Origin of the sequence: Rhizobium sp. YAF28 (assembly GCF_052113285.1) — a bacterium.
Classification (GTDB): domain Bacteria; phylum Pseudomonadota; class Alphaproteobacteria; order Rhizobiales; family Rhizobiaceae; genus Rhizobium.
Map to the genome: position 1 here is coordinate 1 of NZ_JBFRCX010000006.1, position 26,436 is coordinate 26,436.

Genomic DNA, 26,436 nt, shown 5'->3' on the forward strand with positions numbered 1-26,436 from the left:
CTATTTGCGCGAGGGTGGCTGATGCCCTACCCTCCAAGGCGGCCATGATGCACTTGGGTTAGCTTCTCCACCGCAAAGTTAGAATGTCCTGTTTCTGCAAAGTTGGAATGTCACTCTCCCCGGGTCCAAGCGACGTCTGGGAGATTGCGAATGGGATTGATTGCGATGAGCGAGCGCGATCTGCAGCGGATCGAGATTTTATCGAAAGTGATCGCCGGCCGGATGACCACGGTGTCTGCGGCACATATTCTTGACCTGAGCGAGCGCCAGGTGCGTCGGCTGCTGCAGCGGATACGAACCGGCGGCGCGGCTTCGATCCGGCACAAGGCGATCGGCCGGCCGTCGAACAACCGGATCAGCGATGGTGTTCGCGATTACGCAGTGACGCTGGTTCGTGAACGCTACGCGGACTTCGGTCCGACGCTGGCGGCCGAGAAGCTGACCGAGCGTGATGGTCTGCGGGTGTCGCGCGAGACATTGCGTGGCTGGATGTCGGAGGCCGGGCTTTGGCTGTCGCGCAAACAGCGTCGAACGTTTCATCAGCCGCGGCTGCGACGCGAGGCCTATGGCGAGCTGGTGCAGATCGATGGGTCCGAGCATCGCTGGTTCGAGGATCGCGGTGACCCGTGCTCGCTGCTGGTCTTTGTCGATGATGCGACTGGTCGATTGATGCAGTTGCGCTTTGTGCGATCGGAAAGCGCCTTCACTTACTTCGAGGCATTGGAGCTCTATCTCGAGCGTCATGGCGCACCGGTTGCCTTCTATTCGGACAAGCATTCGGTGTTCCGGGTGGCGAAGAAGGATGCCAAGGGTGGCCAGGGCATGACCCAGTTCGGGCGTGCGCTTTGCGAGCTAAGCATCGAGATTCTTTGCGCAAATTCCAGTCAGGCCAAGGGCCGTGTCGAGCGGATGAACCGGACGCTGCAAGATCGGCTGGTCAAGGAGTTGCGGCTGGCCGGGATCTGCAACATGAAGCCAGGCAATGCGTTGTTGCCTGGCTTCATGGAAGACTACAACGCACGCTTTGCGATTGCCCCTGCCCGGCCCGACGATCTGCATCGTCCAATGAATCTTGCGCCGGATCGGTTGAAGGAGATCCTGTGCAAACGAGAGCAGCGCTATGTCGGATCGCAGTTGACGTTTTCGTTCGAGCGCAAGCGGATCATGCTGGAGGAGACCGAGGTGACGCGTGGTCTGGTCGGACGCTATGTCGAGACCTATGCCTATGCTGACGGACGCCTGGATGTGCGCTGGAAGGGGTATTGCCTGCCCTACACGGTGTTCGACAAGGATCAGCGAGTGACACATGCGGCGATTACCGAGAACAAGCGGCTTGGCGATGTGCTGGCCTATATCAAGGAACGCCAGGATCAGCCGCAGCCGAAGGTGAAGACCAACAGCGCCAAGAATGGCTATACGCCGCGTGGCCGCAAGCCTGGGCCAAAGACGGATTTCATCAACGATCCGGCGGTGATTCTGCGGCGCGCGAAGGCGTTATCGCGACCTGCTGCGGAGTGAATGGTCGATCGGATAGTCTCAAAGCTAAAGCCGAAGCGGTGTGCCTCACCCGCCCCGATCTGATCTTGCAAGCGGGATCAGCCGCTCAGATCGGAGCTGATCGCCGTGCCGTGCCGAAGCGCAAAGTGACATTTTAACTTTGCGCACAAACGGACATTCCAACTTCCCCGCCACATTGTGTGTAGGGGCTATTTAGTAATGCGACAGTTGGGCCTGTTAGAGATGCGACAGTCTCGCCTGTCGACGTTCTGGTCAATGTCAACGTTGGGAGCAAGGATGACGATCTTCAGCCTGGTCGAGACCAGGAGCGGTCGGAGTCGTCATGTCCTTTACGATCACCATGTCGCAGAAAGAATTGCATCGCCTCGAAGTCATCCAGAAGATCCGTGACCGGCGTCTGAGCGTCGTCCAGGCCGCCGAGTTGCTCAGGCTTAGCCGAAGTCAGGTGCACAGGCTGCTGCAGGCCTATGTTCAGTATGGTCCGGCCGGTCTGGTTTCGAAGAAGCGATCGCGGCCAAGCAACCGGCGCCACAGCGAGGAGTTTCGCAATGCGGCGCTGGACCTGATCCGCGAACGCTATCTGGATTTCGGTCCGACGCTGGCACGCGAGAAGCTGATCGAGCTGCACCGGATCTCGGTGGGCAAGGAAACGCTGCGGCAATGGATGACCGAGGCCGGCATCTGGATCTCGCGCCGCGAGCGCAAGAAGCGGGTTTTCCAGCCACGCGGCCGGCGCGACTGCTTTGGCGAACTGGTGCAGATCGATGGTTCGCATCACTGGTGGTTCGAGAACCGCGGCCCCAAATGCGCCCTGCTCGTCTATATCGATGACGCCACCGGCAAACTGCTGCATCTGCGGTTTGCCGGATCGGAGAACACATTCGACTATCTGCACGCGGCGAAGGCCTATCTGCAGCAATGGGGCAAGCCGCTGGCGTTCTACAGCGACAAACATGGCGTTTTCCGCAGTACGCATGCGTCTGAGAAAGACCGGACGAGCGGCCTGACACAGTTCGGCCGGGCGCTTTATGAGCTGAACATCGACATTATCTGCGCCAACACTCCGCAGGCCAAAGGTCGCGTGGAACGCGCCAACCAGACGCTGCAGGACCGGCTGGTGAAGGAGATGCGGCTTCGCGGCATCGACACGATCGAGGCTGCCAATGCCTATGCGTCAGAATTCATTGCGGATTTCAATATCCGTCTCGGTAAGCCGCCGCGCAATCCGAAGGACATGCATCGTCCGCTGGCCGACCATGAGAATCTCGATGGCGCCATGTGTCGGAAAGAAGTCCGCACTCTGTCGCAGTCCCTGACGCTGCGTTACGACAAGGTGTTGTTCATTCTTGATCCGACAGAGCAGGCAAAGGCGCTGGCAGGAAAGAAGGTCATCGTTTGCGACTATCCGGACGGCCGCCTCGAGATCATGCACGAGAGCTTTGCCCTGCCCTACAGAACCTTTGACACCTTGCGATCGGTGCACCGACCCGAAGTGGTCGAGAACAAGCGGCTGGACGACATGCTGTCGATCATGGCCGAGATGCAGGCCGGGCGGGAACAGCGGCGCAGCAAGAGCGGGCCTCGGCGCACCGGCCAGACGGATCATATGTTCGGCATTCGCGATGGCAGCCAGAGCAACGGTTATCAAAAACGCGGCCACAAGCCCGGTCGGAGGACCGATTTCGTGAATGATCCGGAGGTCATTGCGAAACGGCAAAAGGCGCTGGCGAGGATGGAGGCTGCGGAATGAAGGGTGCGGACAGAGTCTCAAAGCTAAAGCCGAAGGGGTGCATCCCACCCGCCCCCGCTCCGCCCTTTCCACCCGGCCCAGCCGGTCGGATCGGGGGCTGACCGACGGCGCCAGTGTCGCATCTCTAACTGGCTGACCACGTCGCAGCCCTATTCAGCTTTGACATTATGTGTAGCCGGGTACATTCTATTTTCAAGCGCGACATGCCAATGATTTCAATGGCTTCCTGTCGAATGTTTTGGCGTGTCTCTATGCTATCAGCCATTGTCCCTCGCCGACGACGCGCATGGCGATGATTGTAGCGACGCATCCATCCCGTAAATAGACGTTGATGTGAGATGCAACCTGTCTGATAGTTCGCGCAACGTCACATACTCTCTTCATGCTCACCATCAGAACAGAATGCGCATTAAACATATGAGATTCCCTATTTTTCTTCGTTTCCTGGCAGCGTTCACGCTTGCTGCAGCCTGCACGCCAGAGTCGCCGGCCCACGCGGAAAGCCCGGCCGCACCATGGCCACAGACACTCAGCGATCTGCCGGCGGAACCTGGCATCCGCTTCGGCACGCTCGAAAACGGTATGCGGTTTGCGATCATGCGCAACGCCACACCGCCGGGACAGGCCGCGATCCGCTTCCGTATCGGCGCCGGCTCGCTTGATGAGAACGACAATCAGCAAGGGCTCGCGCATTTCCTCGAACATATGGCCTTCAAGGGCTCGACGCATGTTGCCGGTGACGAGATGATTCGCATCCTGCAGCGCAAGGGCCTGGCCTTTGGGCCGGACACCAACGCCAATACCTCCTATGATGAGACCGTCTATGCGCTCGATCTTCCCGAGGTCGATGCGGACACGCTTTCGACCGGCCTGATGCTGATGCGCGAAACGGCGAGCGAGCTGACGCTGGATGCTGGCGCCTTCGACCGCGAGCGCGGCGTCATCCTGTCGGAAGAGCGGCTGCGCGACACGCCGCAATATCGCGCCGCAATCGGCGTCACGAACTCCCTACTCGCTGGCCAGCGCGTGACGAGGCGCTCACCGATCGGCAAGATCGACATCATCAGCCATGCGCCTGTCGATCTGCTGCGTGATTTTTACCGCACCAACTACCGGCCTGATCGAGCCACACTGATCGTAGTGGGCGATGTCGACCCTGCTGCCATGGAAATCGAAATCAGGCAGCGCTTCAGCGACTGGAAGGCGGCCGCCCCGGCCCCGCAAAAACCCGATCTCGGGCCGTTGAAGCCGAAAAGCGAAAGCGCCGAGGTCATCACGGTCCCCGGCGGCACAACGAATGTTCAGATCGCCTGGACGCGTCCCTATGACACTTCCCCTGACACGTTCGCCAAACGCCGGGCAGAACTGATGGAGGACCTCGGACTTCTGGTGCTGAAGCGCCGTCTGGGTGCTATCGCCAGCAAAGGCAACGCGCCCTTCATCAGCGCCGCCGTCGGCTCCCAGGATCTTTTCGACTCCGCCCGTCTCGTTGTCGTCATGGCGAATTGCGAGCCCGATAAATGGCAGGCGGCGGTCACGGCCCTCGACCAGGAACAGCGCCGCTTCCAACAATTCGGGGCCGACCAGGCAGAGGTCGATCGCGAGATCCTCGAATATCGCTCGCTCCTGCAGGCCACTGCGGCAGGCGCCTCGACCCGCACGAGCACCGACGTCGCTTCGATGCTGGCCTCCAGCGTCGATGACAATCAGGTCTTCACCTCGCCAGCGGAAGATCTGTCGATGTTCGAGACCATGACAAAGGGTGTTACGGCTGCCGAGGTCAATCAAGTCCTGCAGCATGTCTTCTCCGGTAACGGCCCGCAACTCGTGCTGCAGACTGCGCAATCACCGCAGGGTGGTGCCGACGATGTCAGACAAGTCTATGACGCGTCTCGGGCGGTATCGGTCACGGCTCCATCGAGTACAGCAGCCGTCGTCTGGCCCTATACCCATTTCGGTGCGCCTGGCGCCATCGTCGAACGCCGCACGGTCGAGGATCTCGGCCTGACAATGGTGCGCTTTGCCAACGGAGTGCGGCTCACCGTCAAGCCAACCAAGCTGCGAGCCAACGAGGTGCTGGTGCGCGAGGATATCGGTCGAGGCCGCCTGGACCTGCCGGATGACCGCCCCTTGGCGATCTGGACATCGCCGGCCGTGGTATTATCAGGCACGAAAGCCATGGATTACCAGGACATGCAGAAAGCGCTGGCGGCCAATATCGCCAGCATCGATTTCTCCGTGGACGACAGCTCCTTCCAGTTCGACGGGCGTACGCGGACGGAGGATCTTGCGACGCAGCTGCAGATGATGACGGCTTACACCTCAGATCCCGCTTATCGGCCCGAAGCCTTCAAGCGCGTCCAGCAAGCCTATTTGAACAACCTCGATCAGTATGAGGCGACGCCGGGTGCCATTATCAACCGCGATTTCGCCGGCCTCGTTCATTCCGGCGACCCGCGCTGGACCTTCCCCGATCGCGCCCAATTGTCAGCCGCGAAGCCGGAAGATTTCGAGGCGCTGTTCGGGGGCCATATTTCCACGGGGCCGATCGATATCACCATCGTCGGCGATATAACGGCGGACGATGCCATCCGCCTGACGGGCGAAACCTTTGGTGCTCTGCCGGCCCGCCCGGACAAGACGTCGAGCGACGACGCAAAGAACGTGCATTTCCCGATGCCCACCGCAACACCCGTCACGCAGACCCACAGCGGCAGGGCCGACAACGCCGCGGCGATTGTCGCCGCCCCTATCGGCGACATGCTCTCGGATATGCAGCGGGGCTTTACCGCAAACGTCGCCGGCCAGATCTTCGAAAACAGGCTGATCGACCAGTTCCGCATTGCCGAAGGCGCGACTTACAGTCCGCAAGGCGATATGGACCTCTCCTGGGAGATTCCCGGTTACGGTTACGCCTATCTCTATGTCGAAACGACGCCGGCCAAGATCAACGATTTCTATGCGCTTGTGGACAGGATCGCCACCGATCTCAGGTCAAACGACGTCTCGCCGGACGAACTGGTTCGCGCTCGTGAACCCATTATCGAGACATTGAAGCACCGGCAGCAGAGCAACGAATATTGGATTCAATATCTGCACCGCGCTCAAACGGACCCTCGCCGTCTGGAACGGATACGCGACAATCTCAGCGGCTACGGCAAAGTCACCGCCGAGGATATCCGTCAATTTGCCACGACCTATTTCCGTCCGGATAAATTCTGGAAATTCGAAGTGCTGCCGGCAGCGGTACGATAGGCACAGAGTACCTCAAAAGCCGGATCCCGACGGTGGCCGCGTGCTTCGGGATCCGCTTCCGATTTTGTTTCATCCACACCGCTTAATGCCTGACAATGCCGAGCGGGATTGTCTCCGTAAAAACGTCGAGATCGTTTTGATGGCGAAGCTGCACTCAGCTGGCTAGATGCCCAAACGAATTCACCGGTCTTCGCATGGCATCCGATCATTCTCATCCCATTCAGGAATATGCGCGTATTGTGCGCGAGAAGAACCTTTTGAAGCTTCGTCTTCTTTCTGTTGACCGGCAGCTTGCCACGGCCAGCGGCGCCTGGAAATCCTATCTGGAGGAGACGCGCCTCTCGGTCATCGAAGCGATGCTTGCGCTTGAGGAAGAGGGCGAAGGCTATCTCTTGCTGATGCGCAAGGACTGCCCGACGTAAGTTCCCTTCAGGCCGAGGCGAAGGGATGCGAGCGCCCTCTCCGCCTCCTCGATCTCCTTGAGCACCAGGCGTTGCTTGCGATGATCCATTCCGCCTCCGGCAAGTGCGGCATCCACCAGTTCGAGCACGTCCGTCGCCTCGACGACCACTCGCGTCGCACCTCTCTGCAGCGACGCGACAGGCTCTGCCTGTTCCACACCGGACGAGCGCTCCGCTGCAACAAAGATACTTCCCTCGAGGAGATAGGATGCGAGGCGCGGATCGGGCACGACTTCCAGCAGATTCTGGATTTCGTCAGCGGAAAAACAGGTTCTGCTGATCAGGCGCGAGTGGAAGGCCGCGTAATTCATCCCTAGAGCAGTGGCGACGACATCCACCGGATAGGCTTTCTCTACAATGAGGATAGTGTAGACGATGTCTGCGAAAGCACGGCCGCGTTGCGTCATGATCGCCCCCAGGCTCTGTTTCTGCAACTATAGCGGAAGTCGCGTCAAAAGGGAGCGGCTGTTTTGATATCGCATCGGTCAGGGCGATGCTAACGCGGCGCCTCGGTAGGAGACACCCCACCTGCCGGGGGAAGGCCACCTGCCTTCGAGTCCATCAAGGCGGGTGGCCGGACCGCACCTATAGCAGCGACGCTTTGGTCCCGTTTGCTGGTTTCCGCCCGCAAGGCGTCGCTTTCGGAACGGCGCTGGGATCTTTCTGGTCTACTCTGTAACAGGCAACCGCTGCGGGAGGAGCTGCTGGCGCGTTGCCTTGATTCAACGGAGGAGACGGAAATGAGCAAGAACCGTGGCGTCGTCTATTTGCGGCCCGGAAAAGTGGAAGTCCGCGACATCGACGATCCGAAACTCGAGGCGCCGGATGGCCGCCGTATCGAACATGGCGTCATCCTGAAAGTCATCTCCACCAATATCTGCGGTTCGGACCAGCATATGGTCCGCGGTCGCACCACAGCGATGCCGGGCCTCGTGCTCGGACATGAGATCACTGGCGAGATCATCGAAAAAGGCATCGATGTGGAAATGCTCGAGGTCGGGGACATCGTCTCCGTACCTTTCAACGTGGCCTGCGGGCGCTGCCGCTGCTGCAAATCACAGGATACCGGCGTTTGCCTGACGGTTAATCCGTCGCGGGCGGGCGGCGCCTATGGCTATGTCGACATGGGCGGCTGGATCGGCGGCCAGGCTCGCTATGTCACGATCCCTTATGCCGATTTCAACCTCTTGAAATTCCCCGACCGTGACAAGGCGATGGCCAAGATCCGCGATCTCACCATGCTCTCCGATATCCTGCCTACCGGGTTTCATGGCGCGGTCAGAGCGGGCGTCGGCGTCGGTTCGACCGTCTATGTCGCAGGTGCCGGCCCTGTCGGCCTTGCAGCGGCGGCATCCGCCCGTATCCTCGGTGCGGCCGTCGTCATGATCGGCGACTTCAACAAGGACCGCCTCGCCCATGCCAGCCGCGTCGGCTTCGAGGCGATCGATCTCTCGAAGAGCGACCGGCTGGGAGACATGATTGCCCAGGTGGTCGGCACCAATGAAGTGGACAGCGCCATTGATGCAGTCGGCTTCGAAGCGCGTGGACATTCCGGCGGCGAACAGCCGGCGATCGTGCTGAACCAGATGATGGAGATCACCCGCGCCGCCGGCTCCATCGGCATTCCCGGCCTCTATGTCACGGAAGATCCGGGCGCCGTGGACAATGCGGCCAAGCAGGGAAGCCTCTCTCTGCGCTTCGGTCTCGGCTGGGCGAAGGCGCAGTCGTTCCATACCGGCCAGACGCCGGTACTCAAATATAACCGCCAGCTGATGCAGGCGATCCTGCATGACCGCCTGCCGATTGCCGACATCGTCAATGCGAAGGTGATTTCACTTGAAGACGCCGCCCAAGGCTACGAAAGCTTTGACCAGGGTGCAGCGACAAAGTTCGTTCTCGATCCGCATGGTGCAATTGCCAAGGCGGCGTGATCGATCGTTACGACGTGCCGGGGCTGAATTGTCCCGGCACTCCTTTATGGAAACGCGATCGGCCGCCCCCTGCGCTTTCGCCAGCCGATTACCGCTTGCGCAACGTTTGGCTGATCTGATCCACAGCGACTCCGTCATGTAGAAGATGGCGGAGTGATCCGCGACCTTTGAAGACCTCCGCCGGCATGCCAGGATAAAGTGCGATCGGTGAGCTTTTCCAAGCTTGCTGGTTCCGGCCTGACGCGCACGGGATATTAATCAACGCCGCTACACTGTTCGGTCACCTCATCGGGCGACATCGATACGACACCGCCCTTCCTTTCCGGCGTCGATCTCTGATCGAAGGCGCAGAAACGGATATCGACTTTCTGGCCAAGCGTTAGCCGGTCGATATCGCGCGCGTGGCGATCGTCGTCTCGGCGACGACGCCCTCTCGCTTCGGCAGCGAGATCCTCTCCTGACACGCTGAATAGCAAGATGCCCAGGTCCGCATAATATCGGACCCCCGCAAAGCATCAGTTCGCAATCATATTGCGAGCAATACAATATAGTTAACGCGATCATAACTTTGGCGGATTCTACTGTGAATCAGGCCCTACTTTTGAGCGAATCACCATGAAATAGAAGTAATGTTTTACTACTTCCAGGCGAGGAGGATGAAATGGCCCAAGCTACTAGAATTACAGATGTTATCGATTCATTCGGAATTGATACACATATCGACTATACCGATGGGAAATATTCCAACATCGCGGAAGTTGTTAAAGCCCTGGGCTATCTTGGCCTCGACACAGTTCGCGATCACGCGCCCACCCCTGCCTCCGACCCTTACGGTCAGGGCCACCTTGGGGACGCGGCAGATGCCGGTGTCAAATTCGTTTTCGTCTCCGGGCGGGATGATACCCCCGCTACTGTGGTCCAGCGACTGCATGCCTTCGTGGAAGCGCATCCCGGTTCGATCGTCGGTATCGAAGGCCCGAACGAGGTCAACAACTGGCCGGTCGCCTATAAGGGGCTGTCGGGAGAGGCGGCTGCGCTTGCCTACCAAAAGGATCTGTTCAACGCGGTGAATGCCGATCCACTGTTGAAGGACATTCCGGTTCTCGGCTTTACCGGTTACACGGTTGCCTCTTCCAACGATTACACGACGATCCACACCTATGCGAAAGAGGGCGACCAGCCCTTCTCCTGGCTCTCGCGCGAATCCGGCGACCAGATGCAGGCCGATCCCGGCAAGCCGCTCACCATCACCGAGATCGGCTATCACACGTCGCTGACTGCCGATACCAACGGCGGATGGGAAGGCGTCGACGAGACGACGCAGGCAAAACTGCTTCTCAACACGCTGATGGACGGCGCCTTTCTCGGATCGGAGGGGACCTTCATCTACCAGCTTCTCGATGCCTATTCCGATCCGGGAGGCGCCGATCAGGAAAAGCATTTCGGGCTCTTTCGCCTGGATTATACTCCCAAGCCGGCAGCAATGGCGATCCATAACCTGACGGAAATTCTCGAGGATGACGGCGCGGCGCAGGCGACTTTCAATCCGGGAGCGCTCAATTACACCATCAACGGGCTCCCCTCCACCGCGCGCAGCTATCTGACGGAGAAATCCGACGGAAGCTACCAGATCATCATCTGGAATGAGCCTGATATCTGGAACCAGACGACCGACAAGGCAATCCAGGCAGCGGCGACCAGCGTCACCGTCAATCTGGGCGGAGCTTTCGGGACGGTGCAGGTCTACGATCCGCTGACAGGCGATACACCGGTCAAGAGCTTCAGCGACATATCCTCCCTCAATGTGGATGTCGTCGACCATCCCATCATTATCAACATAGCAGCAAGTGCCGGCGCAGCGCCGGCGCCTGGCCATATCTATGGCGGCACCGGAGACGACACCTTTACGGTCACCTCCCCGACCGACATCGTCGATGAAAGCCGCGGCGGTGGAACCGATACCGTCCTATCGTCGATCAGCTTCAGCCTGGCGGATACCGCCCATGCGATCGGCGCCATCGAGAACCTGACACTGACCGGCAACGCCAACATCAACGCGACTGGCAATGAACTCGCCAACGTTCTCGTGGGCAATTACGGAGCCAACGTGCTGGATGGCGGTGCGGGTGCAGACAGCATGAAGGGCGGAGGTGGCGACGACACTTATATCGTCGATAACACCAATGATGTCGTGATCGAAGCTGGCGGCTCCGGCAGGGATACCGTCAAGTCCTATGTCTCGCTCAGTCTGATGGACAAGGACCATGTGACGGGAACTGTCGAGAACCTGACCCTGTTGGGTGCCGGTAACATCAATGCGACCGGCAACGTCATGAACAACGTTCTCACGGGCAATTCCGGCAACAACAACTTCGATGGCGGCAGAGGCGAAGACCGAATGATAGGCGGCCTCGGCAACGACACGTACAAAGTGGATTCGGCAGGCGACATCGTCGACGAAACAGGCGGCGGTGGCAACGACACCGTCAATGCGTCCATATCCTTCTCTCTGGAGAATGTTCTCGGAACAGTCGAGAATCTGACGCTTACAGGCTCGTCAGCGATCAACGCCACGGGTAACGGCGAAAACAACGTGCTGACCGGAAACAGCGCAGGCAACATGCTGTCGGGCGGCGCAGGAAACGACCAGCTCATCGGCGGCAACGGCAACGATATCCTGAACGGCGGAGCTGGAGCCGACCATTTCATCTTCGACTTCAAACCCAGCGCTTACAACAACATCGACAGGATCGAGGACTTTTCGGAAGGTGCCGGTGACAAGATCGTGCTCGACCACGAGGTTTTCACAGCCATCGATCCAGCGAATTTTTCCGCCGCAAATTTCGTGCTGGGCACAAAGGCTTTGGATTCGAACGACCGCCTGATCTACGACCAGACGACCGGAAAGCTTTTCTACGATGCGGACGGTAGCGGGCGCGGTGCGGCCGTGCAGATCGCGACGCTTTCCAATCTGGCGACGCTTCATCACGACGATTTCCTGTTCCTCTGAGATCGGAACCTCGTGTCTTCATGCGGCGGTCCCATGGGGGGCTCCTTTCCGGAGCCCCTTTTTCTTGTCCTTTGCCGGCCCTGCACAACATTGTCCGCAGAGCCATCAGCCGAGCGGAGAGACCATTGCCCTGGACCGCCTATATCATTCACTTTATCGCCGCTGCATTCCTGACCAATGGCGTGCCTCATTTCGTCAATGACGCCAGCGGCCGGCCTTTCCGCACACCTTTCGTCCGCCTGCAAGGGGCGAAGCTCAGCTCGCCAGTCACCAATGTCATCTGGGGCTGGTTCAATTTTCTCGTCGCCCTCCTGCTCTTTGCCAATATCGGGCCGCTTTATATCGGCACGCGGGCGATACGACTTTTGTCGCAGCGGGCGTTCTTGTAACCGGCATTTTTCTGGCGCGGATCTTCGGGCGAGACAACGCCTGACAAGTTACTTGCGCATCGCAAGTCGCTTGCATCATGCAAGTGACTTCTATAGTGACTTGCATCATGCAACGAACAAGCTTCGCCAATTTCAAATGCCCGGCCGCCCGCGCGCTCGACAGCGTCGGTGACTGGTGGAGCATGATGATCCTTCGCGACGCCTTTCACGGGCTGACGCGGTTCGACGAATTTCAAAAGAGCCTCGGCGTCGCGCCGAACATCCTGACGCGGCGACTCGCGCATCTGATCGATGAAGGACTGTTCGAGAAGCGCCTCTACAATGAGCGCCCTGCCCGCTACGAATATGTGCTGACCGCCAAGGGACGTGATTTCTTCCCCGTTCTGATGGCCCTGTTTTCCTGGGGACGACGGCACGCTCCGCAAGAAGATCTTGCCTTCCTGCTGGGTAATGCCGCTTCCGGCGAGGAGCGCCGGCCTGTGCTGGTGGACGCAGCCAATGGTGAAGAACTGAAACCCGAAAACACCTGCCTGCTGCCGGGACCGGCCGCTGATGAAGGCGACCGCGAACGGATCGCCCGCATGCGCGCTTATTACCTCGGCATCGACGCCTAGAGCATTTCCATTTTCTGCGAGGCACGGGAATGCTCTATCTCTTTGTTTTTACGCAATTCCGAACGCAAAACCGCCGCGCACTTTTGCCGGAATTGCTTTAGAAAGGACAAATCCATGGAACGCATTGTTGTCACCGGCATGGGACTTACTTCGCCACTTGGTGTCGGCGTCGAGACGGCATGGAATCGGCTCGTTGCGGGCAGTTCCGGCCTGCGCGTGCTGCCAGAGAATGTGGTCGGCGATCTCGCCGCCAAGGTCGGCGGGGTCGTTCCCTCCATCGAGGAGGACGCCGAAGCGGGTTTCGATCCCGATCGCGCCGTTCCGCCCAAGGACCAGAAGAAGATGGACCGCTTCATCCAGTTCGCGATGGCGGCAACAGACGAAGCTGTGCGCCAGGCCGGCTGGATGCCCGAGGGCGTCGATGCGCGCGAGCGAACGGCGACGATCATCGCCTCCGGCGTCGGCGGCTTTCCGGCGATTGCCGATGCGGTACGCACGGCTGAGACGCGTGGTGTGCGGCGGCTCTCGCCCTTCACCGTGCCTTCCTTCCTCGTCAATCTGGCGGCCGGTCAGGTCAGCATCCGCTACGGCTTCAAGGGGCCGCTCGGGGCACCGGTGACGGCTTGCGCAGCAAGCGTTCAGGCAATCGGCGATGCGGCGCGGCTGATCCGGTCCGGCGAAGCGGATGTCGCTATTTGCGGCGGCTCGGAAGCCTGCATCGACAAGGTGAGCCTTGGCGGCTTTGCCGCAGCCCGTGCGCTCTCGAGCGGTTTCAACGACAGGCCCGAACTTGCCTCGCGTCCTTTCGATACGGCCCGCGACGGCTTCGTGATGGGCGAAGGGGCCGGCATTCTCGTCATAGAAACGCTTGAGCATGCGCTGGCGCGCGGCGCGACGCCGCTTGCCGAACTCGTCGGCTACGGCACGGCCGCTGACGCCTATCACATGACGGCAGGGCCGGAAGATGGCGACGGCGCCCGCCGGGCGATGGAGGCAGCCTTACGACAGGCCAGGATCCCGGCTTCCGAGGTCAAGCATCTCAACGCCCATGCGACCTCGACACCGGTCGGTGACAAGGGCGAGATCGCTGCAATCGGTACGGTTTTCGGCCGCAACGGCGGCATTGCCGTCAGCGCCACCAAATCGGCGACAGGTCATCTTCTGGGTGCAGCCGGCGGGCTTGAAGCCATCTTCACGATCCTTGCGCTGCGCGATCAGATCGCCCCGCCGACGCGCAATCTGGAAAAGGCCGATCCGGCAGCCGAAGGCATCGATCTCGTAAGCAAGGTGGCGCGCAAGGTGGCGATGGAATATGCGATCACCAACGGCTTCGGCTTCGGCGGCGTCAACGCCAGCGCCCTCTTCCGCCGCTGGTCCTGACCGGCTCTTTCCTTACGCGCAAAATAGCCTACACTTCCGCTGACCTAGCCGGAGATGATCCCATGCGCGCTTTCTTCGCAGTGCTGGTTCTGTGTGCCGTATCCGTAATGTCAGGCACGGCCCGCGCCGAAGATCCCGTGCAGACAACACAGACAATGATCGAGGAGCAGATCAGGGCATTCCTCAAGGATGATGCGGATACCGCCTATTCCTTCGCCGCGCCCGGCATCAAGGCCATGTATCCCGACAAGAATGTCTTCTTCGCCATGGTGAAGAAGAGCTACGAGCCGGTCTATCATCCCGGCAACTATGCCTTCGGGCGCAGCAGATCGATCGACGACGGCGCAATGATCTATCAGGAAGTGCTGATTTCCGGCCGGGACGGCAAGGATTGGACGGCGATCTATCAGGTCGCTCGTCAGCCTGACGGTAGCTTCAAGATCAACGGCGTGCAGATCGTGCCGAATGCCGACAGCAAGGGCATTTAGTGGATTAAGCATCCCTGCATATTAAAGTTGTGTGAGGTTTCCCCGAAGAGTAGAGAGCCTATATCATTCTGTCTGGGGATTGAAACTTAATGCCTACTTCTTTCAAGTATTTGGTCGCTGTCGCGGCGATCGGTTTCGCAGCCATGCCGGGCATTGCTCAGGCGGAATCCTTTTCCAAGCTGACACAGCAAAATTATGCCATCGGCAAACTCACCAAGGGGAAGGCCGGTGGTTATGGCTGGGTCGTCTCGAACGGCAATGCACGTTTCTTCTGCCGACTGAATGCCAGCCTGGCGTATGTCAACCAGAAAGAGATGATGAGCATCCTTTCAAGCGGAAGGACCATCAAGCTGGACCGCGCCACGTTTGAGGCATCGATCGGTGGTCCTGATCCGTCTATACCGCAATGGAGCGATCTCCAGGCCGGCCGTGTCAAGCCAGCTGAGGTCGGGAGCTGTACACCTGTTCGCTGATTGATAAGAGCACAGGCGCGTCGTCTCGTTACCAGACGAGAGCCGCAGCAAGGCGGCCCTCGCCGGGATATATCAAACGGGCTCGAGATCGCCCCTCGCCCATTCCTCGATCGTTTCCGCCATGAAATCGGCGAAACGGCCTTCGGCAATCGCCTTGCGTATGCCCTGCATCAGTTCCTGATAGTAGTTCAGATTGTGCCAGGAAAGCAGCATGCCGCCGAGCGCCTCGTTGGCGCGCACGAGATGGTGGAGATAGGCGCGCGAATAATCCCGTGTGGCCGGGCAGCTCGACTGTTCGTCGAGCGGGCGCATGTCTTCCGCGTGTCGGGCGTTGCGAATATTGACCTTGCCGCGGCGGGTAAAGGCCAAACCGTGACGGCCCGAGCGGGTCGGCATCACGCAGTCGAACATGTCGATACCGCGGGCAACGGATTTCAGGATGTCATCAGGCGTGCCGACGCCCATCAGATAGCGCGGCTTTTCGCCTGGCAGGACCGGAAGCGTCTCCTCGAGCATCTTCAGCATCACGTCCTGCGGCTCGCCGACCGCAAGACCGCCGACGGCGTAGCCCTTGAGGTCGAGTTTGGCGAGTTCCTCGGCTGAGCGGACACGCAGGGCCGGCACGTCGCCACCCTGGACGATACCGAACATGGCCTTGCCCGGCTGGTTGCCGAAGGCAACCTTGCAGCGCTCGGCCCAGCGCAGCGACAGCTCCATGGCACGCTCGATTTCCTTGGGCTCGGCCGGCAGCGCCACGCATTCATCGAGCTGCATCTGGATATCGGAGCCGAGCAGCCCCTGGATTTCGATGGAGCGCTCCGGCGACATATGATGCAGGCTGCCGTCGACATGTGACTTGAAGGTGACGCCTTGCTCATCGAGCTTGCGCAGGCCGGAAAGCGACATGACCTGGAAGCCGCCGGAATCCGTCAGGATCGGGTGCTCCCAGCGGATGAGCTTGTGCAGACCGCCGAGGCGGGCGACGCGTTCGGCCGTCGGGCGCAGCATCAGGTGATAGGTATTGCCGAGGATGATATCGGCACCCGTCTCGCGCACCTGGTCGAGATACATGGCCTTGACCGTGCCGACCGTGCCGACCGGCATGAAGGCCGGCGTGCGGATGACGCCGCGCGGCATGGAAACTTCACCGAGGCGCGCGCCGCCATCGGTCTTCTTGAGGGTGAACTGGAAGTTCTCAGTCGTCATCGGTCTTTCCGGAAAAGAAGGCTCGCGTCGCCGTAAGAATAGAAGCGATAGCCTGTCGAAATGGCATGTCTATAGGCCGCTTGCATGGTCTCGAAACCGGCAAAGGCCGAGACCAGCATGAAGAGCGTCGAGCGCGGCAGGTGGAAGTTCGTCATCAGGATATCGACCGCCTTGAAGCGGTAGCCAGGCGTAATGAAGATGCCTGTCGCACCGGCCCAGGGCTTGATCTCACCGCTCTCGGCTGCAGCGCTCTCGATCAGCCGCAACGAGGTCGTGCCGACGCAGATGATGCGCCCGCCCCTTTGCCGCACGGCATTCAGCCTCGCAGCGATCTCAGCGCTGACATAGCCGCTTTCGAGATGCATCTTGTGATCGTCGGTGTCGTCGGCCTTGACCGGCAGGAAGGTACCGGCACCAACGTGAAGCGTTACAAAATGCCGTTCGATGCCGGCTTTGTCGAGCGCCTCGAACAGATCAGGTGTGAAATGCAGGCCGGCGGTCGGGGCGGCGACGGCGCCCTCCTCCCGCGCATAGATGGTCTGGTAATCGGCGCGGTCACGTTCGTCTTCCGGACGCTTGGCGGCGATATAGGGCGGCAGCGGAATATGGCCGACGCTGGCAATCGCTTCGTCCAGTGCAGGGCCGGAGAGATCGAATGCGAGTGTCACCTCACCCGCTTCGCCCTTTTCCTCGACCGTCGCATCGAGCGAGCCGATCATGCAGCTTTCGCCGCCATGGCCGAAGGCGATACGGTCACCTTCCTTGATACGTTTGCCGGGCTTGGCGAAGGCTTTCCACTTGTTGGCGCCGATGCGCATGTGGAGCGTCGCCGACACCTGCTGGCCGCCAGCGCCCTCGCGATAGCGGATGCCTTCGAGCTGGGCCGGAATGACCTTTGTATCGTTAAAGACCAGCGCGTCGCCTGCCCGCAGGAAGGACGGCAAATCTGAGACGTGGTGATCGGAAAGAACCGTCTGCGCATTCGGATCGACGACAAGCAGCCGCGCGCTATCGCGCGGCTCGGCGGGCCGCAGCGCTATGCGTTCATCCGGCAGGTCGAAATCGAAGAGGTCTACGCGCATCAAGGTACTTCCAGGCAAAGCGAAACCCGCCCCGCGCTCTCGCGCAAGGGCGGGTTCCTGCAGAAATCACAATCAGACGTCGGCGGCAACCCGCACGGAGACGATCGAATCCGGATCGGAGACGGGCTCGCCCTTCTTGATCTTGTCGATATTGTCCATGCCTTCGATGACCTGACCCCAGACGGAATACTGCTTGTTCAGCCACGGAGCATCGGTGAAGCAGATGAAGAACTGAGAGTTGGCCGAGTTCGGGCTCTGCGAACGAGCCATCGAGCAGGTGCCGCGAACATGCGGCGTTGCAGAGAATTCAGCCTTGAGATCGTCCTTCGAGGAACCGCCCATGCCGGCGCGACCCGGGTTGAAGTTCTCTCCGCCCTTCTTGCCGAATTGCACGTCACCGGTCTGCGCCATGAAATCGGCGATGACGCGGTGGAAAACGACACCGTCATAGGCCTTCTCGCGGGCGAGTTCCTTGATGCGCTTTACATGCTCGGGCGCGACCTGCGGCAGAAGCTGGATGACAACCTTGCCCTTGGTGGTTTCCAGAATGATAGTGTTTTCCGGATCCTTGATCTCGGCCATTGTCGTTCTCCTTCTTGTCTTGAACTTACTTCTTGCCCAGCGTGACCTTGATCATGCGGTCGGGATTGCTGACTTCGCCGTTCTGGCCTTCGCCCTTCTTGATCTTGTCGACGTTTTCCATGCCCGAGACAACCTTGCCGACGACCGTGTACTGGCCGTTCAAGAAGGAGCCGTCCGCGAACATGATGAAGAACTGCGAGTTGGCGGAATTCGGATCCTGGGCGCGCGCCATGCCGACCGTGCCACGGACAAAGGGCGTCTTGGAGAATTCAGCCGGAAGGTCAGGCAGGTCGGAGCCGCCGGTGCCGGCCTGGCTCGCATCGAAGTTCTTTTCCATGTTGCCATACTTCACGTCGCCGGTCTGGGCCATGAAGCCCGGGATGACGCGGTGGAAGGCGACATTGTCATATTCGCCCTTCTTCACCAGCGCCTCGATCTGCGCCACATGCTTCGGCGCGACGTCAGGCAGAAGCTGGATCACGACCGGGCCGCTCTTCAACTGAATGGTGACATAGTGATCGGCAGCCTGCGCAAAAGCGTCGCCCGCGAAGGAAGCGAGATAGAGCACGCCGGCAAATGCAAGATAAAAGAGTTTCATGTTGGCTCCATTGAGGCGGTATCCGCCTAGGCTTTGCGCTTGGATTTCAGGGCTTGCAAGACGGCCGCCGGCACGAAGGCGCTGACATCGCCGCCCATGGCCGCGATCTGGCGCACCAATGTGGCGGTAATGGGCCGCGAGGCCGTGCCTGCCGGCAGAAAGATGGTCTGGATATCGGGCGCCATCTGCCGGTTCATGCCGGCCATCTGCATTTCATAGTCGAGATCGGTACCGTCGCGCAGGCCGCGGATCAGCAGGCTCGTACCGTGCACCCGTGCGGCGTCAACAACGAGATTGTCGAAGGAGACGACGTCGATATGCGCGCTCTTTTCCGGCAGGACCTCAGCGAGCGACGCGCGGATCAGCGCTGCCTTTTCCTCGAAGGAGAAGAGTGGCGCCTTACCAGGATGAATACCGATCGCGACGATCACTTTCTCGGCGACGTTCAGCGCCTGCACCAGCACGTCAACGTGTCCATTGGTGATCGGGTCGAAGGACCCCGGATAGAAAGCTGTGGTCATATCGTCCGGCCGTTTGTTTTCACGCCTTTTGTCATGGAAGGCGGTTTCCCGCAAGTTATTTAGCCGTTCCGCCCGACGCGTCTGAACGATGAATGAACGGGGCGTTCAAGGCCCGCTCAGATGCGATCTGCTTTACTCGGATCATCAACACAGAAACTGCCGGTCCCGGCAGCGTCACTCCCCGGAAAGACCCGATCATGCTGATCATCCTCATTGCCATAGCCGTTATTTTTTCGATGTTTGCGGAGCTTTTCTACGGCTACTTCGCAGATCGGCATCAGCTTGGCTGGGTACGGCCGGAGGTCAATGAACATACGGCTATCATGCGGCAGCTTGGCCGGATGCGTTCTAATCGATTTGAATTCTGAACGGCAGATGAACACGACATTCAAGGTCGCTTCAGATCACGGTTGGTAAATCCCCCGTCAACATCCGGCGGGAACCTTTTAAAGACGGATGCGTTCAAATGATCGACACATACGAGATGCGGAAGCGCGGCAGGAAGGGAATTAAGATGCCTGGCAAGATCACCATGATTAACATGCTCTGGATGGTAATGATTACGGGCATGCTGACTGCCACAATCGCTCTCTATGACAATCAGAAGATCGATGCCTCCAAGGTCTATGGCCCGTTCGCTTCGGCTCGCTCCGTAAGCGTGCTCGGCCAGTACTGAGGGGCGTGAACGCAACTCCCTACAGAAAGGAACGCCACCATGTTCACGATCCTGACAGTTTTTACAGCACTCATCAGCATCATGTTCATAGTGTCCGTTACTTCAACGATTTCAGCGTTGCGCCGAGAAAGCGAGGAAGTGAAATCGATAAACAAGAAGCATGGCGCTTTCTAAAGCCGCTCCCGCTGCGTAGTATGTATGCAAGCCGGATGTTCTGCATCCGGCTTTTCTCATGTCGAGGATGCAGGCCGCAGCGCCAGACAGCCGCTCTTTCGCAGCGGCAGAACAAGAAGAGCCCCCTTGCCATAGAGCGCACGCACATAGTCGCTGCGTTCGCTTGTGACGACGGCAAAGCCCCTGCCCCATCGCAGGATGGAGACACCCTCGGGCAATGCGCCGGGTTCGATGCTGCCGGCGGGAAAGACTATAGCAGCCGGCGCCTCACCCGTTGCCGCGAAGACCACAGCAAACAGCGCGAAGACTGCGGCAACGACCGCAATCGCAGTGCCTGTCCTGCGTGCCAAGCGCCTGATCAAAGAGCCACCCGTCCGATGTTTCAGAAATCGAATATATGTTCGAGGCCCGGATCGGCAATTGGCCGGTCTTTGAGCAGAGGCGCGAGATCAGCCATCTCGACCGACAGCAGCAGGCGGTCGCTGTCAAAACCGGTGCGAGGCAGGCGCGCGATCACCTCACCGGGCAGATTGCCCTGCTCCATCCCTGAAGGCATGGTCAGCGACACCATGATCTCGTCATTGCCGGCAATCTCGCGGATTGTACCGCCTGCCTTAGCGACCTCCGCGAGGATATGGGTGAAGCGGTCGTAGCGCGGCGTTTCGATCAGCACACCATTGGCACTTTCCGAAATGACCGATACATCGGGAATTGCCGAAAGCGTGGTAGCCGGCAGGCCTGATACGACCGATCGGATCGTCAGCTTCGCCTCACCGGTTGCGGCAACAGCGCTGGCGATCATGCCGGCATAGGCGATCTTTGCACGCCACTCGCCGCCGAGCGCCAGACGACGCTCCCAGCCACGCAGCGGCTCTTCCACCGGTGCGGCCCAAAGCCTGTCGATCCAGAGCTGGAACGGATATTTGTACCATGGGGTCTGGCGCAGAAAGCCGGCATAATCGATCGCCATATCGCGGGCGACGATATCCTGCGGCGTCTTTTCGCTGCCGCGCCAGAGCGCAAAGACCCGGCCGATCGCTTCCTCATAGGCCGCCTTGAGACCCATTTCGAGCGTGAAGCTGACACCGATGGTCGCGATCATCATTCGCGTCTCGCTGTCGGCGCCGCCGTGGCGATCGGCAATACGGGTCAGCGCGCAGTCTGCGACCCAGAAATCCTTCACGCTGGAGAAATAATCGAAGCCATATTCGTCGCCCGTCTTCAGGGTTTCGGCGAGGCCGTCATAGGCATAGACGATATGCCACTCCGGATAGGTGAGATAGGTATTGGCCTCCTGCCGGCGGAATTCGGGATCCGATATCAGCGGCTTGTAGCTGTCGGGTTCGGAATCGGCATGGCAGAAGGTCTCGACGTAAGCAGCCGGGCTGAGCACCAGCAGGACGGCGACCACGAGAACCGCCAGGAGCCAGCCGATGATTTTCAGAAGGCGCCGCATCACGGGGCCTCGCGGCGGAAGATATAGCTGGATGCGATTCCCACACCGCCAAGAAAGAGATGCGGCAGGTTGGCGAGTATCTTGAATGTAAAGGGGAGATCCTGAATGCCGTAGTTGACGATGCCGAGATCAAGGTAACCCGACCCAGTGATAAGTCCAAGCAGACCATCGCTGAAATAGAGCAGACCGAAATAGAAAAGAAAGTTTCGGGATGCGCGGGCCGACAGGAAGGCTGCGATGCCGGCCAAGGCAGCCGAGGCCAGGTGCAGGCTGTCGTCATAGATATCGAGCGCAAAGATGCCGAATGCGCGCCCCTCCGCATCCGTCAGTCCCGGAATGTAATTCAATGTGGCTGCAAAGAGCAGAGCCACTGTATAAAGCGCAGCAATCAGCCGAAGCCTGGACATCATGCTCTCCCTAGAGGCTTCCGAGATAGCGATCCCAGAAATGATTGCGGAAGGTAAGGCCGGGATCCAGCTGACGCTTGGCCGCTGCATATTCCCCAGCGCGGGGATAGGCGCGGGTAAACTGATCCAATCGAGCATGCGGCCGATACGGCAGATAATAGTTGCCGCCGATTGCGAGCACGCGCTCGATAAGCGCTTCCGTCATGCGCTGCATGTCGGCCTCGCCCCTGACCGTCTTTTCCTGCGAGAAGAGCATGACCGCGGCAATGCGGGGTTCCGCGGCGTAAGCCAACACACTGTCACGATCAGTATCGACATAGCGCAGCGTGATGTTGAAGAGCTGTTGATAGGAAGCCGGAATGACATCCTGGCAGGCTGCAACGAAATCAGCGAAGCGGGACGGTGAGACGAAATATTCATGCAGGATATCCGTGCGGGACGGATCCCGGTCATCGAGCGTGACGACGGGTTCGTTCATCAGGCTGTTGCGCGTCGCCTGCGCCGCAAGCGATGGATTGATGACAGCCTCGGTCCACCAGCGAAGATGTTTGGCCGTATCCGAACCGAGCTGCGCCCGGAAGATTTCACGAGACACGTGGCTGATGAAACCGGAACCGGAGGCCGGAGGTATTTTCGTCTGGTCCGGAGCGGCGCGATAGGTGATCAGCAGCGCCTCTTCAAAGAAACGATCAAGCGAAACATCCATTCGGCCATAGGCCATGTTGATCGCGCTATCGCTCGCCAGAACTTCGGCAAAGCGCCGTCCGAGATCCTCGCCCGCCAGATGCTCGAAGGTCGGCTCAAGGAGCACATTCGGCACCATGTCGAGCTCAAGCTCGGTGATGACACCGAAAAGGCCGTATCCGCCCATGGCATGGTTGAAGAGCTCCGCATTCTCCGTGCGTGAGCAGGTCAGCAGATTGCCGTCCACCGTCATCAACCTGATGGAACGGACGGTGCTGCCGCAAGCACTGAATGGAACGGGCCAGCCATGGGCATTGACCGAAAAGGTGCTGGCAACGCCGAAGTCGTTGTTGGACTGCATGACGGCGGGCGAAAAGCCGATGCTATCGAGCTTGGAAATGATCGCCGACCAACGTGCGCCGGCAGCGACACGGTAGGTCTTGGCGGCTGTATCTGCCTCCAGCCAATCCTGATCGAGCGTCAGTGCCGTACCATTCTCGACAAGGCTCTGGCCGCCCATCGAATGGCGCGCGGCGCTGGCGATGAAGGGCCTGTTTGCCTTGACGGCTTCAGCGAGCGCCGCGCGCAACCGGCCGATCATGGCCTCCTGCGGCGGCTCCTTGACGGTCAGATGTGCCGCAACCCGGGTCGGTGTCAGTTCTCCGGCATCATTGAGAATGGTCGCGCCATCTTCAATGCGAAGTTCCGCTGGAAAGGCTGGTCCGGGATCGCTTTGCGGCTGAAGCAAAAAACGCCCCGCCGCCACACCGGCTGCGGCCGAAATGCCGGCCAGCACCCCTCGCCTTGTCCACCTGCCCACAACATTCCCCCTCCGGATGAATCGGCAAGCTCTTCATAGCGCAATAAAAAACCGGGCGGCAGGGGCCGCCCGGTCCGCAATGAGAAAGTGGTGAATTATTCAGCCGATGGGGTTTCGTCGGCTTCGCCCGCTGCAGGAGCTTCGCCTTCGGAAACCACGGCTTCGTCACCGTTTTCCGTCGTCTCTTCTTCTTCCGGCTCGCTGATGCGCTCGACCGAGACGACCTTCTCATCCTTGGCAGTGGAGAAGATTGTCACGCCCTTCGTCGCGCGGCTGGCGATACGGATGCCGCCGACCGGAACGCGGATCAGCTGACCGCCATCCGAGACGAGCATGATCTGATCGCCATCGTCGATCGGGAAGGCGGCGACCAGTTCGCCGATTTCGCCGGTTTTCGACGTATCGGTGGCGCGGATACCCTTGCCGCCCCGGCCAGAGATGCGGAAATCGTAGGAGGACGAGCGCTTGCCGAAGCCCTTTTCCGAAACCGTCAACACGAACTGTTCGCGTGCCTTCAGCTCTTCGTAGCGCTCGTCAGAGAGCTGTCCCTCTTCGGTGACTTCTTCGCCGACCAGAGCGATATCCTCTTCATCCACGCCCGTCGCACGCCGTTCGGCGGCGGAACGCTTGAGGTAAGCTGCGCGTTCCCACGGCTCGGCATCGACATGGCCGACGATCGTCATCGAGATGATGCTGTCGCCACTGCCGAGATTGATGCCGCGCACACCGATCGAGTTGCGGCCGGCAAAGACGCGGACGTCATCGACCGGGAAGCGGATGCACTGGCCGAGCGCTGTCGTCAGCAGAACGTCGTCCTGATCCGTGCAGGTCTCAACAGAGAGGATTTCATCGCCCTCCTCGTCAAGCTTCATGGCAATCTTGCCGTTGCGGTTCACCTGGACGAAGTCCGACAGCTTGTTGCGACGGACCGTGCCCCGTGTCGTCGAGAACATGACGTCGAGATTATCCCAGCTATCCTCGTCCTCGGGCAGCGGCAGGATGGTGGTGATGCGTTCGCCTGACGCCAGCGGCAGCATGTTGATCAGCGCCTTGCCACGCGAGGTCGGGGTGCCGATCGGCAGGCGCCAGACCTTTTCCTTGTAGACGATACCACGCGACGAGAAGAACAGAACCGGCGTATGGGTATTGACCACAAATAGCCGGCTAACAAAATCCTCGTCACGGGTTGTCATTCCCGAACGGCCCTTGCCGCCGCGGCGCTGCGCACGGTAGGTCGCCAGCGGCACGCGCTTGATATAGCCGAGGTGTGAGACTGTCACGACCATGTCTTCGCGGGCGATGAGATCCTCATCGTCCATCTCAAGGCCGCCATCGATGATCTCGGTGCGGCGTGGAGTGCCGAACTCGTCACGGACAGAGGTCAGCTCGTCCTTGACGATCGTCTGGATGCGCACGCGCGACGACAGGATATCGAGGTAGTCCTTGATTTCCTCGCCTATCTTATTGAGTTCGTCGCCGATTTCGTCGCGGCCAAGAGCCGTCAGGCGGGCCAGACGGAGTTCGAGGATCGCGCGAGCCTGCTCTTCCGAGAGATTGTAGGTCAGATCCTCGTTGATGCGATGACGCGGATCGTCGATGAGACGGATCAGGCTTTCGACGTCCTCCGCCGGCCAGCGCCGGGTCATCAGTTCTTCGCGGGCGGACTGCGGGTCCGGAGCCTGACGGATAACGCGGATGACTTCGTCGATATTGGCGACGGCGATTGCGAGACCCACCAAGACGTGGGCGCGCTCACGCGCCTTGCGAAGCAGGAACTTCGTTCTCCGGCTAACGACCTCCTCACGGAAGGAGACGAAAGCGCGGAGCATGTCGAGCAGCGTCAGCTGTTCCGGCTTGCCGCCGTTCAGCGCCACCATGTTGCAGCCGAAGGAGGTCTGCAGCGGCGTGTAGCGGTAGAGTTGGTTCAAGATCACGTCGGCATTGGCGTCGCGCTTCAACTCGACGACGACGCGGTAGCCCTGACGGTCGGATTCGTCGCGCAGATCGGAGATGCCTTCGATGCGCTTCTCGCGCACCAGTTCGGCCATCTTCTCGATCATCGTCGCCTTGTTCACCTGATAGGGAATTTCGGTGATGATGATCTGTTCTCGATCGCCGCGCATCGGCTCGATGGTTGCAACACCGCGCATGATGACCGAACCACGGCCGGTTTCATAGGCCGAGCGAATGCCGGCGCGGCCGAGGATCTTGGCGCCGGTCGGGAAATCCGGACCGGGAATGATCTGCATCAGCTCCGGCAGTTCGATTGCCGGATCATTGATCAGCGCGATGCAAGCGTCGATGACTTCAGACAGGTTATGCGGCGGGATATTGGTCGCCATGCCGACGGCGATGCCGCCTGCGCCGTTGACCAGCAGGTTCGGGAACTTGGCAGGCACTACGACCGGCTCTGACAGAGTGCCGTCATAGTTGTCGCGGAAGTCGACCGTTTCCTTGTCGAGGTCGTCGAGCAGCGAATGGGCGGCCTTCTGCAGGCGGCATTCGGTGTAACGTTCGGCCGCCGGCGGGTCACCGTCGACCGAGCCGAAATTGCCCTGGCCGTCGATCAGCGGCAGCCTCAACGACCAATGCTGCGCCATGCGGGCGAGTGCGTCATAAATCGCGGCATTGCCGTGCGGATGGTATTTACCCATCACGTCCCCGGTAACGCGGGCGCATTTGACGTATTTCTTGTTCCAGTCGATGCCGAGCTCGGACATGCCGTAAAGGATGCGCCGATGCACGGGCTTCAGGCCATCGCGCACGTCGGGCAGCGCACGTGACACGATCACGCTCATGGCGTAATCGAGATACGACCGCTGCATTTCCTCCATAATGGAGATGGGCTCGATGCCTGGCGGGAGCTTCCCGCCGCCGGGGGGTGTTTGCTCAGTCAAAACGGTTCACGTTCTCTTCTAGAATCACTCGAAGATTTATAGCGGAAAGCCTGTTCCCACGCCA

General features: G+C 59.8%; 24 protein-coding genes and 1 pseudogene. 13 read left to right on the top strand and 12 right to left on the bottom strand.

Features of this window, described 5'->3' with window-relative positions; all coding sequences use genetic code 11:
- Positions 1-150: 150 nt before the first annotated feature.
- From AB4Z13_RS14575 to AB4Z13_RS14590, 4 genes are all read left to right on the top strand, one after another.
- Positions 151-1,518, top strand: a complete 1,368-nt coding sequence (locus AB4Z13_RS14575; RefSeq protein ID WP_442206251.1) for an ISNCY family transposase — start codon at positions 151-153, stop codon at positions 1,516-1,518.
- A gap of 322 nt (positions 1,519-1,840) precedes the next feature.
- Positions 1,841-3,268 (top strand): ISNCY family transposase, encoded by a 1,428-nt coding sequence (locus AB4Z13_RS14580; protein WP_439014963.1) that lies wholly within the window; start codon positions 1,841-1,843, stop codon positions 3,266-3,268.
- Between the two features lie 417 nt (positions 3,269-3,685).
- The gene (locus AB4Z13_RS14585) at positions 3,686-6,523 is read left to right on the top strand and encodes a M16 family metallopeptidase (RefSeq protein WP_439014961.1); all 2,838 of its coding nucleotides are present in this window, start codon (positions 3,686-3,688) and stop codon (positions 6,521-6,523) included.
- 194 nt (positions 6,524-6,717) lie between these two features.
- Positions 6,718-6,945 carry a hypothetical protein gene (locus tag AB4Z13_RS14590; protein ID WP_113319935.1) on the top strand — a complete coding sequence of 76 codons (228 nt, stop codon included), beginning with the start codon at positions 6,718-6,720 and terminating at the stop codon, positions 6,943-6,945.
- On the opposite strand, the gene AB4Z13_RS14595 is transcribed toward AB4Z13_RS14590, so the two are convergent.
- Complete coding sequence (locus AB4Z13_RS14595) at positions 6,909-7,391, bottom strand: phage regulatory CII family protein (RefSeq protein WP_439014960.1); 483 nt, start codon at positions 7,389-7,391, stop codon at positions 6,909-6,911. The genes AB4Z13_RS14590 and AB4Z13_RS14595 overlap by 37 nt on opposite strands.
- Before the next feature lie 333 nt (positions 7,392-7,724).
- Between AB4Z13_RS14595 and fdhA the strand changes: the two genes are divergently transcribed.
- A complete protein-coding gene (fdhA, locus tag AB4Z13_RS14600; protein WP_439014959.1) occupies positions 7,725-8,915 on the top strand; it encodes a formaldehyde dehydrogenase, glutathione-independent in 1,191 nt (396 codons plus the stop codon).
- A 254-nt stretch (positions 8,916-9,169) separates the two neighbouring features.
- On the opposite strand, the gene AB4Z13_RS14605 is transcribed toward fdhA, so the two are convergent.
- The gene (locus tag AB4Z13_RS14605) at positions 9,170-9,391 is read right to left on the bottom strand and encodes a hypothetical protein (protein WP_439014958.1); all 222 of its coding nucleotides are present in this window, start codon (positions 9,389-9,391) and stop codon (positions 9,170-9,172) included.
- A gap of 185 nt (positions 9,392-9,576) precedes the next feature.
- Here AB4Z13_RS14605 and AB4Z13_RS14610 point away from each other — a divergent pair, with 185 nt between their 5' ends.
- The 6 genes and pseudogenes from AB4Z13_RS14610 (at position 9,577) to AB4Z13_RS14635 (ending at position 15,269) form a co-directional block, all read left to right on the top strand.
- Entirely contained in the window at positions 9,577-11,925 is a 2,349-nt protein-coding gene (locus tag AB4Z13_RS14610; RefSeq protein WP_439014957.1) for a calcium-binding protein, read from the top strand.
- A gap of 125 nt (positions 11,926-12,050) precedes the next feature.
- Positions 12,051-12,358: pseudogene (locus tag AB4Z13_RS14615) on the top strand (hypothetical protein).
- A gap of 63 nt (positions 12,359-12,421) precedes the next feature.
- A complete protein-coding gene (locus AB4Z13_RS14620) occupies positions 12,422-12,928 on the top strand; it encodes a winged helix-turn-helix transcriptional regulator (RefSeq protein ID WP_439014955.1) in 507 nt (168 codons plus the stop codon).
- 114 nt (positions 12,929-13,042) lie between these two features.
- A complete protein-coding gene (fabF, locus tag AB4Z13_RS14625; protein WP_439014953.1) occupies positions 13,043-14,308 on the top strand; it encodes a beta-ketoacyl-ACP synthase II in 1,266 nt (421 codons plus the stop codon).
- 62 nt (positions 14,309-14,370) lie between these two features.
- Entirely contained in the window at positions 14,371-14,796 is a 426-nt protein-coding gene (locus tag AB4Z13_RS14630) for a DUF4864 domain-containing protein (RefSeq protein WP_113319928.1), read from the top strand.
- 143 nt (positions 14,797-14,939) lie between these two features.
- On the top strand, positions 14,940-15,269 hold the full coding sequence (locus AB4Z13_RS14635; RefSeq protein ID WP_439014952.1) for a hypothetical protein: 330 nt from the start codon (positions 14,940-14,942) through the stop codon (positions 15,267-15,269).
- Positions 15,270-15,341: 72 nt separating this feature from the next.
- Here the strand turns inward: AB4Z13_RS14635 and tgt are convergent, their stop codons facing one another.
- The 5 genes from tgt to coaD form a co-directional block, all read right to left on the bottom strand.
- On the bottom strand, positions 15,342-16,475 hold the full coding sequence (tgt, locus tag AB4Z13_RS14640) for a tRNA guanosine(34) transglycosylase Tgt (protein WP_439014951.1): 1,134 nt from the start codon (positions 16,473-16,475) through the stop codon (positions 15,342-15,344).
- Positions 16,472-17,557 (bottom strand): tRNA preQ1(34) S-adenosylmethionine ribosyltransferase-isomerase QueA, encoded by a 1,086-nt coding sequence (gene queA / locus AB4Z13_RS14645; protein WP_439014950.1) that lies wholly within the window; start codon positions 17,555-17,557, stop codon positions 16,472-16,474. Before queA ends, tgt begins: the two co-directional genes overlap by 4 nt.
- Positions 17,558-17,629: 72 nt before the next feature.
- A complete protein-coding gene (locus AB4Z13_RS14650) occupies positions 17,630-18,139 on the bottom strand; it encodes a peptidylprolyl isomerase (protein ID WP_439014949.1) in 510 nt (169 codons plus the stop codon).
- Between the two features lie 25 nt (positions 18,140-18,164).
- Complete coding sequence (locus AB4Z13_RS14655) at positions 18,165-18,737, bottom strand: peptidylprolyl isomerase (protein ID WP_113183026.1); 573 nt, start codon at positions 18,735-18,737, stop codon at positions 18,165-18,167.
- A gap of 26 nt (positions 18,738-18,763) precedes the next feature.
- Positions 18,764-19,258 carry a pantetheine-phosphate adenylyltransferase gene (gene coaD, locus AB4Z13_RS14660; protein WP_113319923.1) on the bottom strand — a complete coding sequence of 165 codons (495 nt, stop codon included), beginning with the start codon at positions 19,256-19,258 and terminating at the stop codon, positions 18,764-18,766.
- A gap of 92 nt (positions 19,259-19,350) precedes the next feature.
- Here coaD and AB4Z13_RS14665 point away from each other — a divergent pair, with 92 nt between their 5' ends.
- Both AB4Z13_RS14665 and AB4Z13_RS14670 read left to right on the top strand, forming a co-directional pair.
- Positions 19,351-19,626 (top strand): hypothetical protein, encoded by a 276-nt coding sequence (locus AB4Z13_RS14665; RefSeq protein ID WP_439014947.1) that lies wholly within the window; start codon positions 19,351-19,353, stop codon positions 19,624-19,626.
- A 146-nt stretch (positions 19,627-19,772) separates the two neighbouring features.
- Positions 19,773-19,934 (top strand): hypothetical protein, encoded by a 162-nt coding sequence (locus tag AB4Z13_RS14670; RefSeq protein WP_442206252.1) that lies wholly within the window; start codon positions 19,773-19,775, stop codon positions 19,932-19,934.
- Positions 19,935-20,164: 230 nt separating this feature from the next.
- On the opposite strand, the gene AB4Z13_RS14675 is transcribed toward AB4Z13_RS14670, so the two are convergent.
- The 5 genes from AB4Z13_RS14675 to gyrA form a co-directional block, all read right to left on the bottom strand.
- Complete coding sequence (locus AB4Z13_RS14675) at positions 20,165-20,458, bottom strand: hypothetical protein (RefSeq protein WP_439014945.1); 294 nt, start codon at positions 20,456-20,458, stop codon at positions 20,165-20,167.
- Between the two features lie 32 nt (positions 20,459-20,490).
- Positions 20,491-21,564: a hypothetical protein gene (locus AB4Z13_RS14680; protein WP_439014943.1), complete on the bottom strand. Its 1,074-nt coding sequence runs from the start codon at positions 21,562-21,564 to the stop codon at positions 20,491-20,493.
- Positions 21,564-21,971: a hypothetical protein gene (locus AB4Z13_RS14685; protein ID WP_439014941.1), complete on the bottom strand. Its 408-nt coding sequence runs from the start codon at positions 21,969-21,971 to the stop codon at positions 21,564-21,566. Before AB4Z13_RS14685 ends, AB4Z13_RS14680 begins: the two co-directional genes overlap by 1 nt.
- 10 nt (positions 21,972-21,981) lie before the next feature.
- Positions 21,982-23,475 carry an FAD-binding protein gene (locus tag AB4Z13_RS14690; protein ID WP_439014940.1) on the bottom strand — a complete coding sequence of 498 codons (1,494 nt, stop codon included), beginning with the start codon at positions 23,473-23,475 and terminating at the stop codon, positions 21,982-21,984.
- Between the two features lie 95 nt (positions 23,476-23,570).
- Complete coding sequence (gene gyrA / locus AB4Z13_RS14695; protein WP_439014939.1) at positions 23,571-26,372, bottom strand: DNA gyrase subunit A; 2,802 nt, start codon at positions 26,370-26,372, stop codon at positions 23,571-23,573.
- Positions 26,373-26,436: the final 64 nt, after the last annotated feature.

Excerpts from the sequence above, each read along its gene's own strand:
- AB4Z13_RS14575 (WP_442206251.1), top strand. The coding sequence starts at position 151 with ATGGGATTGATTGCGATGAGCGAGCGCGATCTGCAGCGGATCGAGATT.
- AB4Z13_RS14580 (WP_439014963.1), top strand. The coding sequence starts at position 1,841 with ATGTCCTTTACGATCACCATGTCGCAGAAAGAATTGCATCGCCTCGAA.
- AB4Z13_RS14585 (WP_439014961.1), top strand. The coding sequence starts at position 3,686 with ATGAGATTCCCTATTTTTCTTCGTTTCCTGGCAGCGTTCACGCTTGCT.
- AB4Z13_RS14590 (WP_113319935.1), top strand. The coding sequence starts at position 6,718 with ATGGCATCCGATCATTCTCATCCCATTCAGGAATATGCGCGTATTGTG.
- AB4Z13_RS14595 (WP_439014960.1), bottom strand. The coding sequence starts at position 7,391 with ATGACGCAACGCGGCCGTGCTTTCGCAGACATCGTCTACACTATCCTC.
- fdhA (WP_439014959.1), top strand. The coding sequence starts at position 7,725 with ATGAGCAAGAACCGTGGCGTCGTCTATTTGCGGCCCGGAAAAGTGGAA.
- AB4Z13_RS14610 (WP_439014957.1), top strand. The coding sequence starts at position 9,577 with ATGGCCCAAGCTACTAGAATTACAGATGTTATCGATTCATTCGGAATT.
- AB4Z13_RS14620 (WP_439014955.1), top strand. The coding sequence starts at position 12,422 with ATGCAACGAACAAGCTTCGCCAATTTCAAATGCCCGGCCGCCCGCGCG.
- fabF (WP_439014953.1), top strand. The coding sequence starts at position 13,043 with ATGGAACGCATTGTTGTCACCGGCATGGGACTTACTTCGCCACTTGGT.
- AB4Z13_RS14630 (WP_113319928.1), top strand. The coding sequence starts at position 14,371 with ATGCGCGCTTTCTTCGCAGTGCTGGTTCTGTGTGCCGTATCCGTAATG.
- AB4Z13_RS14635 (WP_439014952.1), top strand. The coding sequence starts at position 14,940 with ATGCCGGGCATTGCTCAGGCGGAATCCTTTTCCAAGCTGACACAGCAA.
- tgt (WP_439014951.1), bottom strand. The coding sequence starts at position 16,475 with ATGACGACTGAGAACTTCCAGTTCACCCTCAAGAAGACCGATGGCGGC.
- queA (WP_439014950.1), bottom strand. The coding sequence starts at position 17,557 with ATGCGCGTAGACCTCTTCGATTTCGACCTGCCGGATGAACGCATAGCG.
- AB4Z13_RS14650 (WP_439014949.1), bottom strand. The coding sequence starts at position 18,139 with ATGGCCGAGATCAAGGATCCGGAAAACACTATCATTCTGGAAACCACC.
- AB4Z13_RS14655 (WP_113183026.1), bottom strand. The coding sequence starts at position 18,737 with ATGAAACTCTTTTATCTTGCATTTGCCGGCGTGCTCTATCTCGCTTCC.
- coaD (WP_113319923.1), bottom strand. The coding sequence starts at position 19,258 with ATGACCACAGCTTTCTATCCGGGGTCCTTCGACCCGATCACCAATGGA.
- AB4Z13_RS14665 (WP_439014947.1), top strand. The coding sequence starts at position 19,351 with ATGAACGGGGCGTTCAAGGCCCGCTCAGATGCGATCTGCTTTACTCGG.
- AB4Z13_RS14670 (WP_442206252.1), top strand. The coding sequence starts at position 19,773 with ATGCCTGGCAAGATCACCATGATTAACATGCTCTGGATGGTAATGATT.
- AB4Z13_RS14680 (WP_439014943.1), bottom strand. The coding sequence starts at position 21,564 with ATGCGGCGCCTTCTGAAAATCATCGGCTGGCTCCTGGCGGTTCTCGTG.
- AB4Z13_RS14685 (WP_439014941.1), bottom strand. The coding sequence starts at position 21,971 with ATGTCCAGGCTTCGGCTGATTGCTGCGCTTTATACAGTGGCTCTGCTC.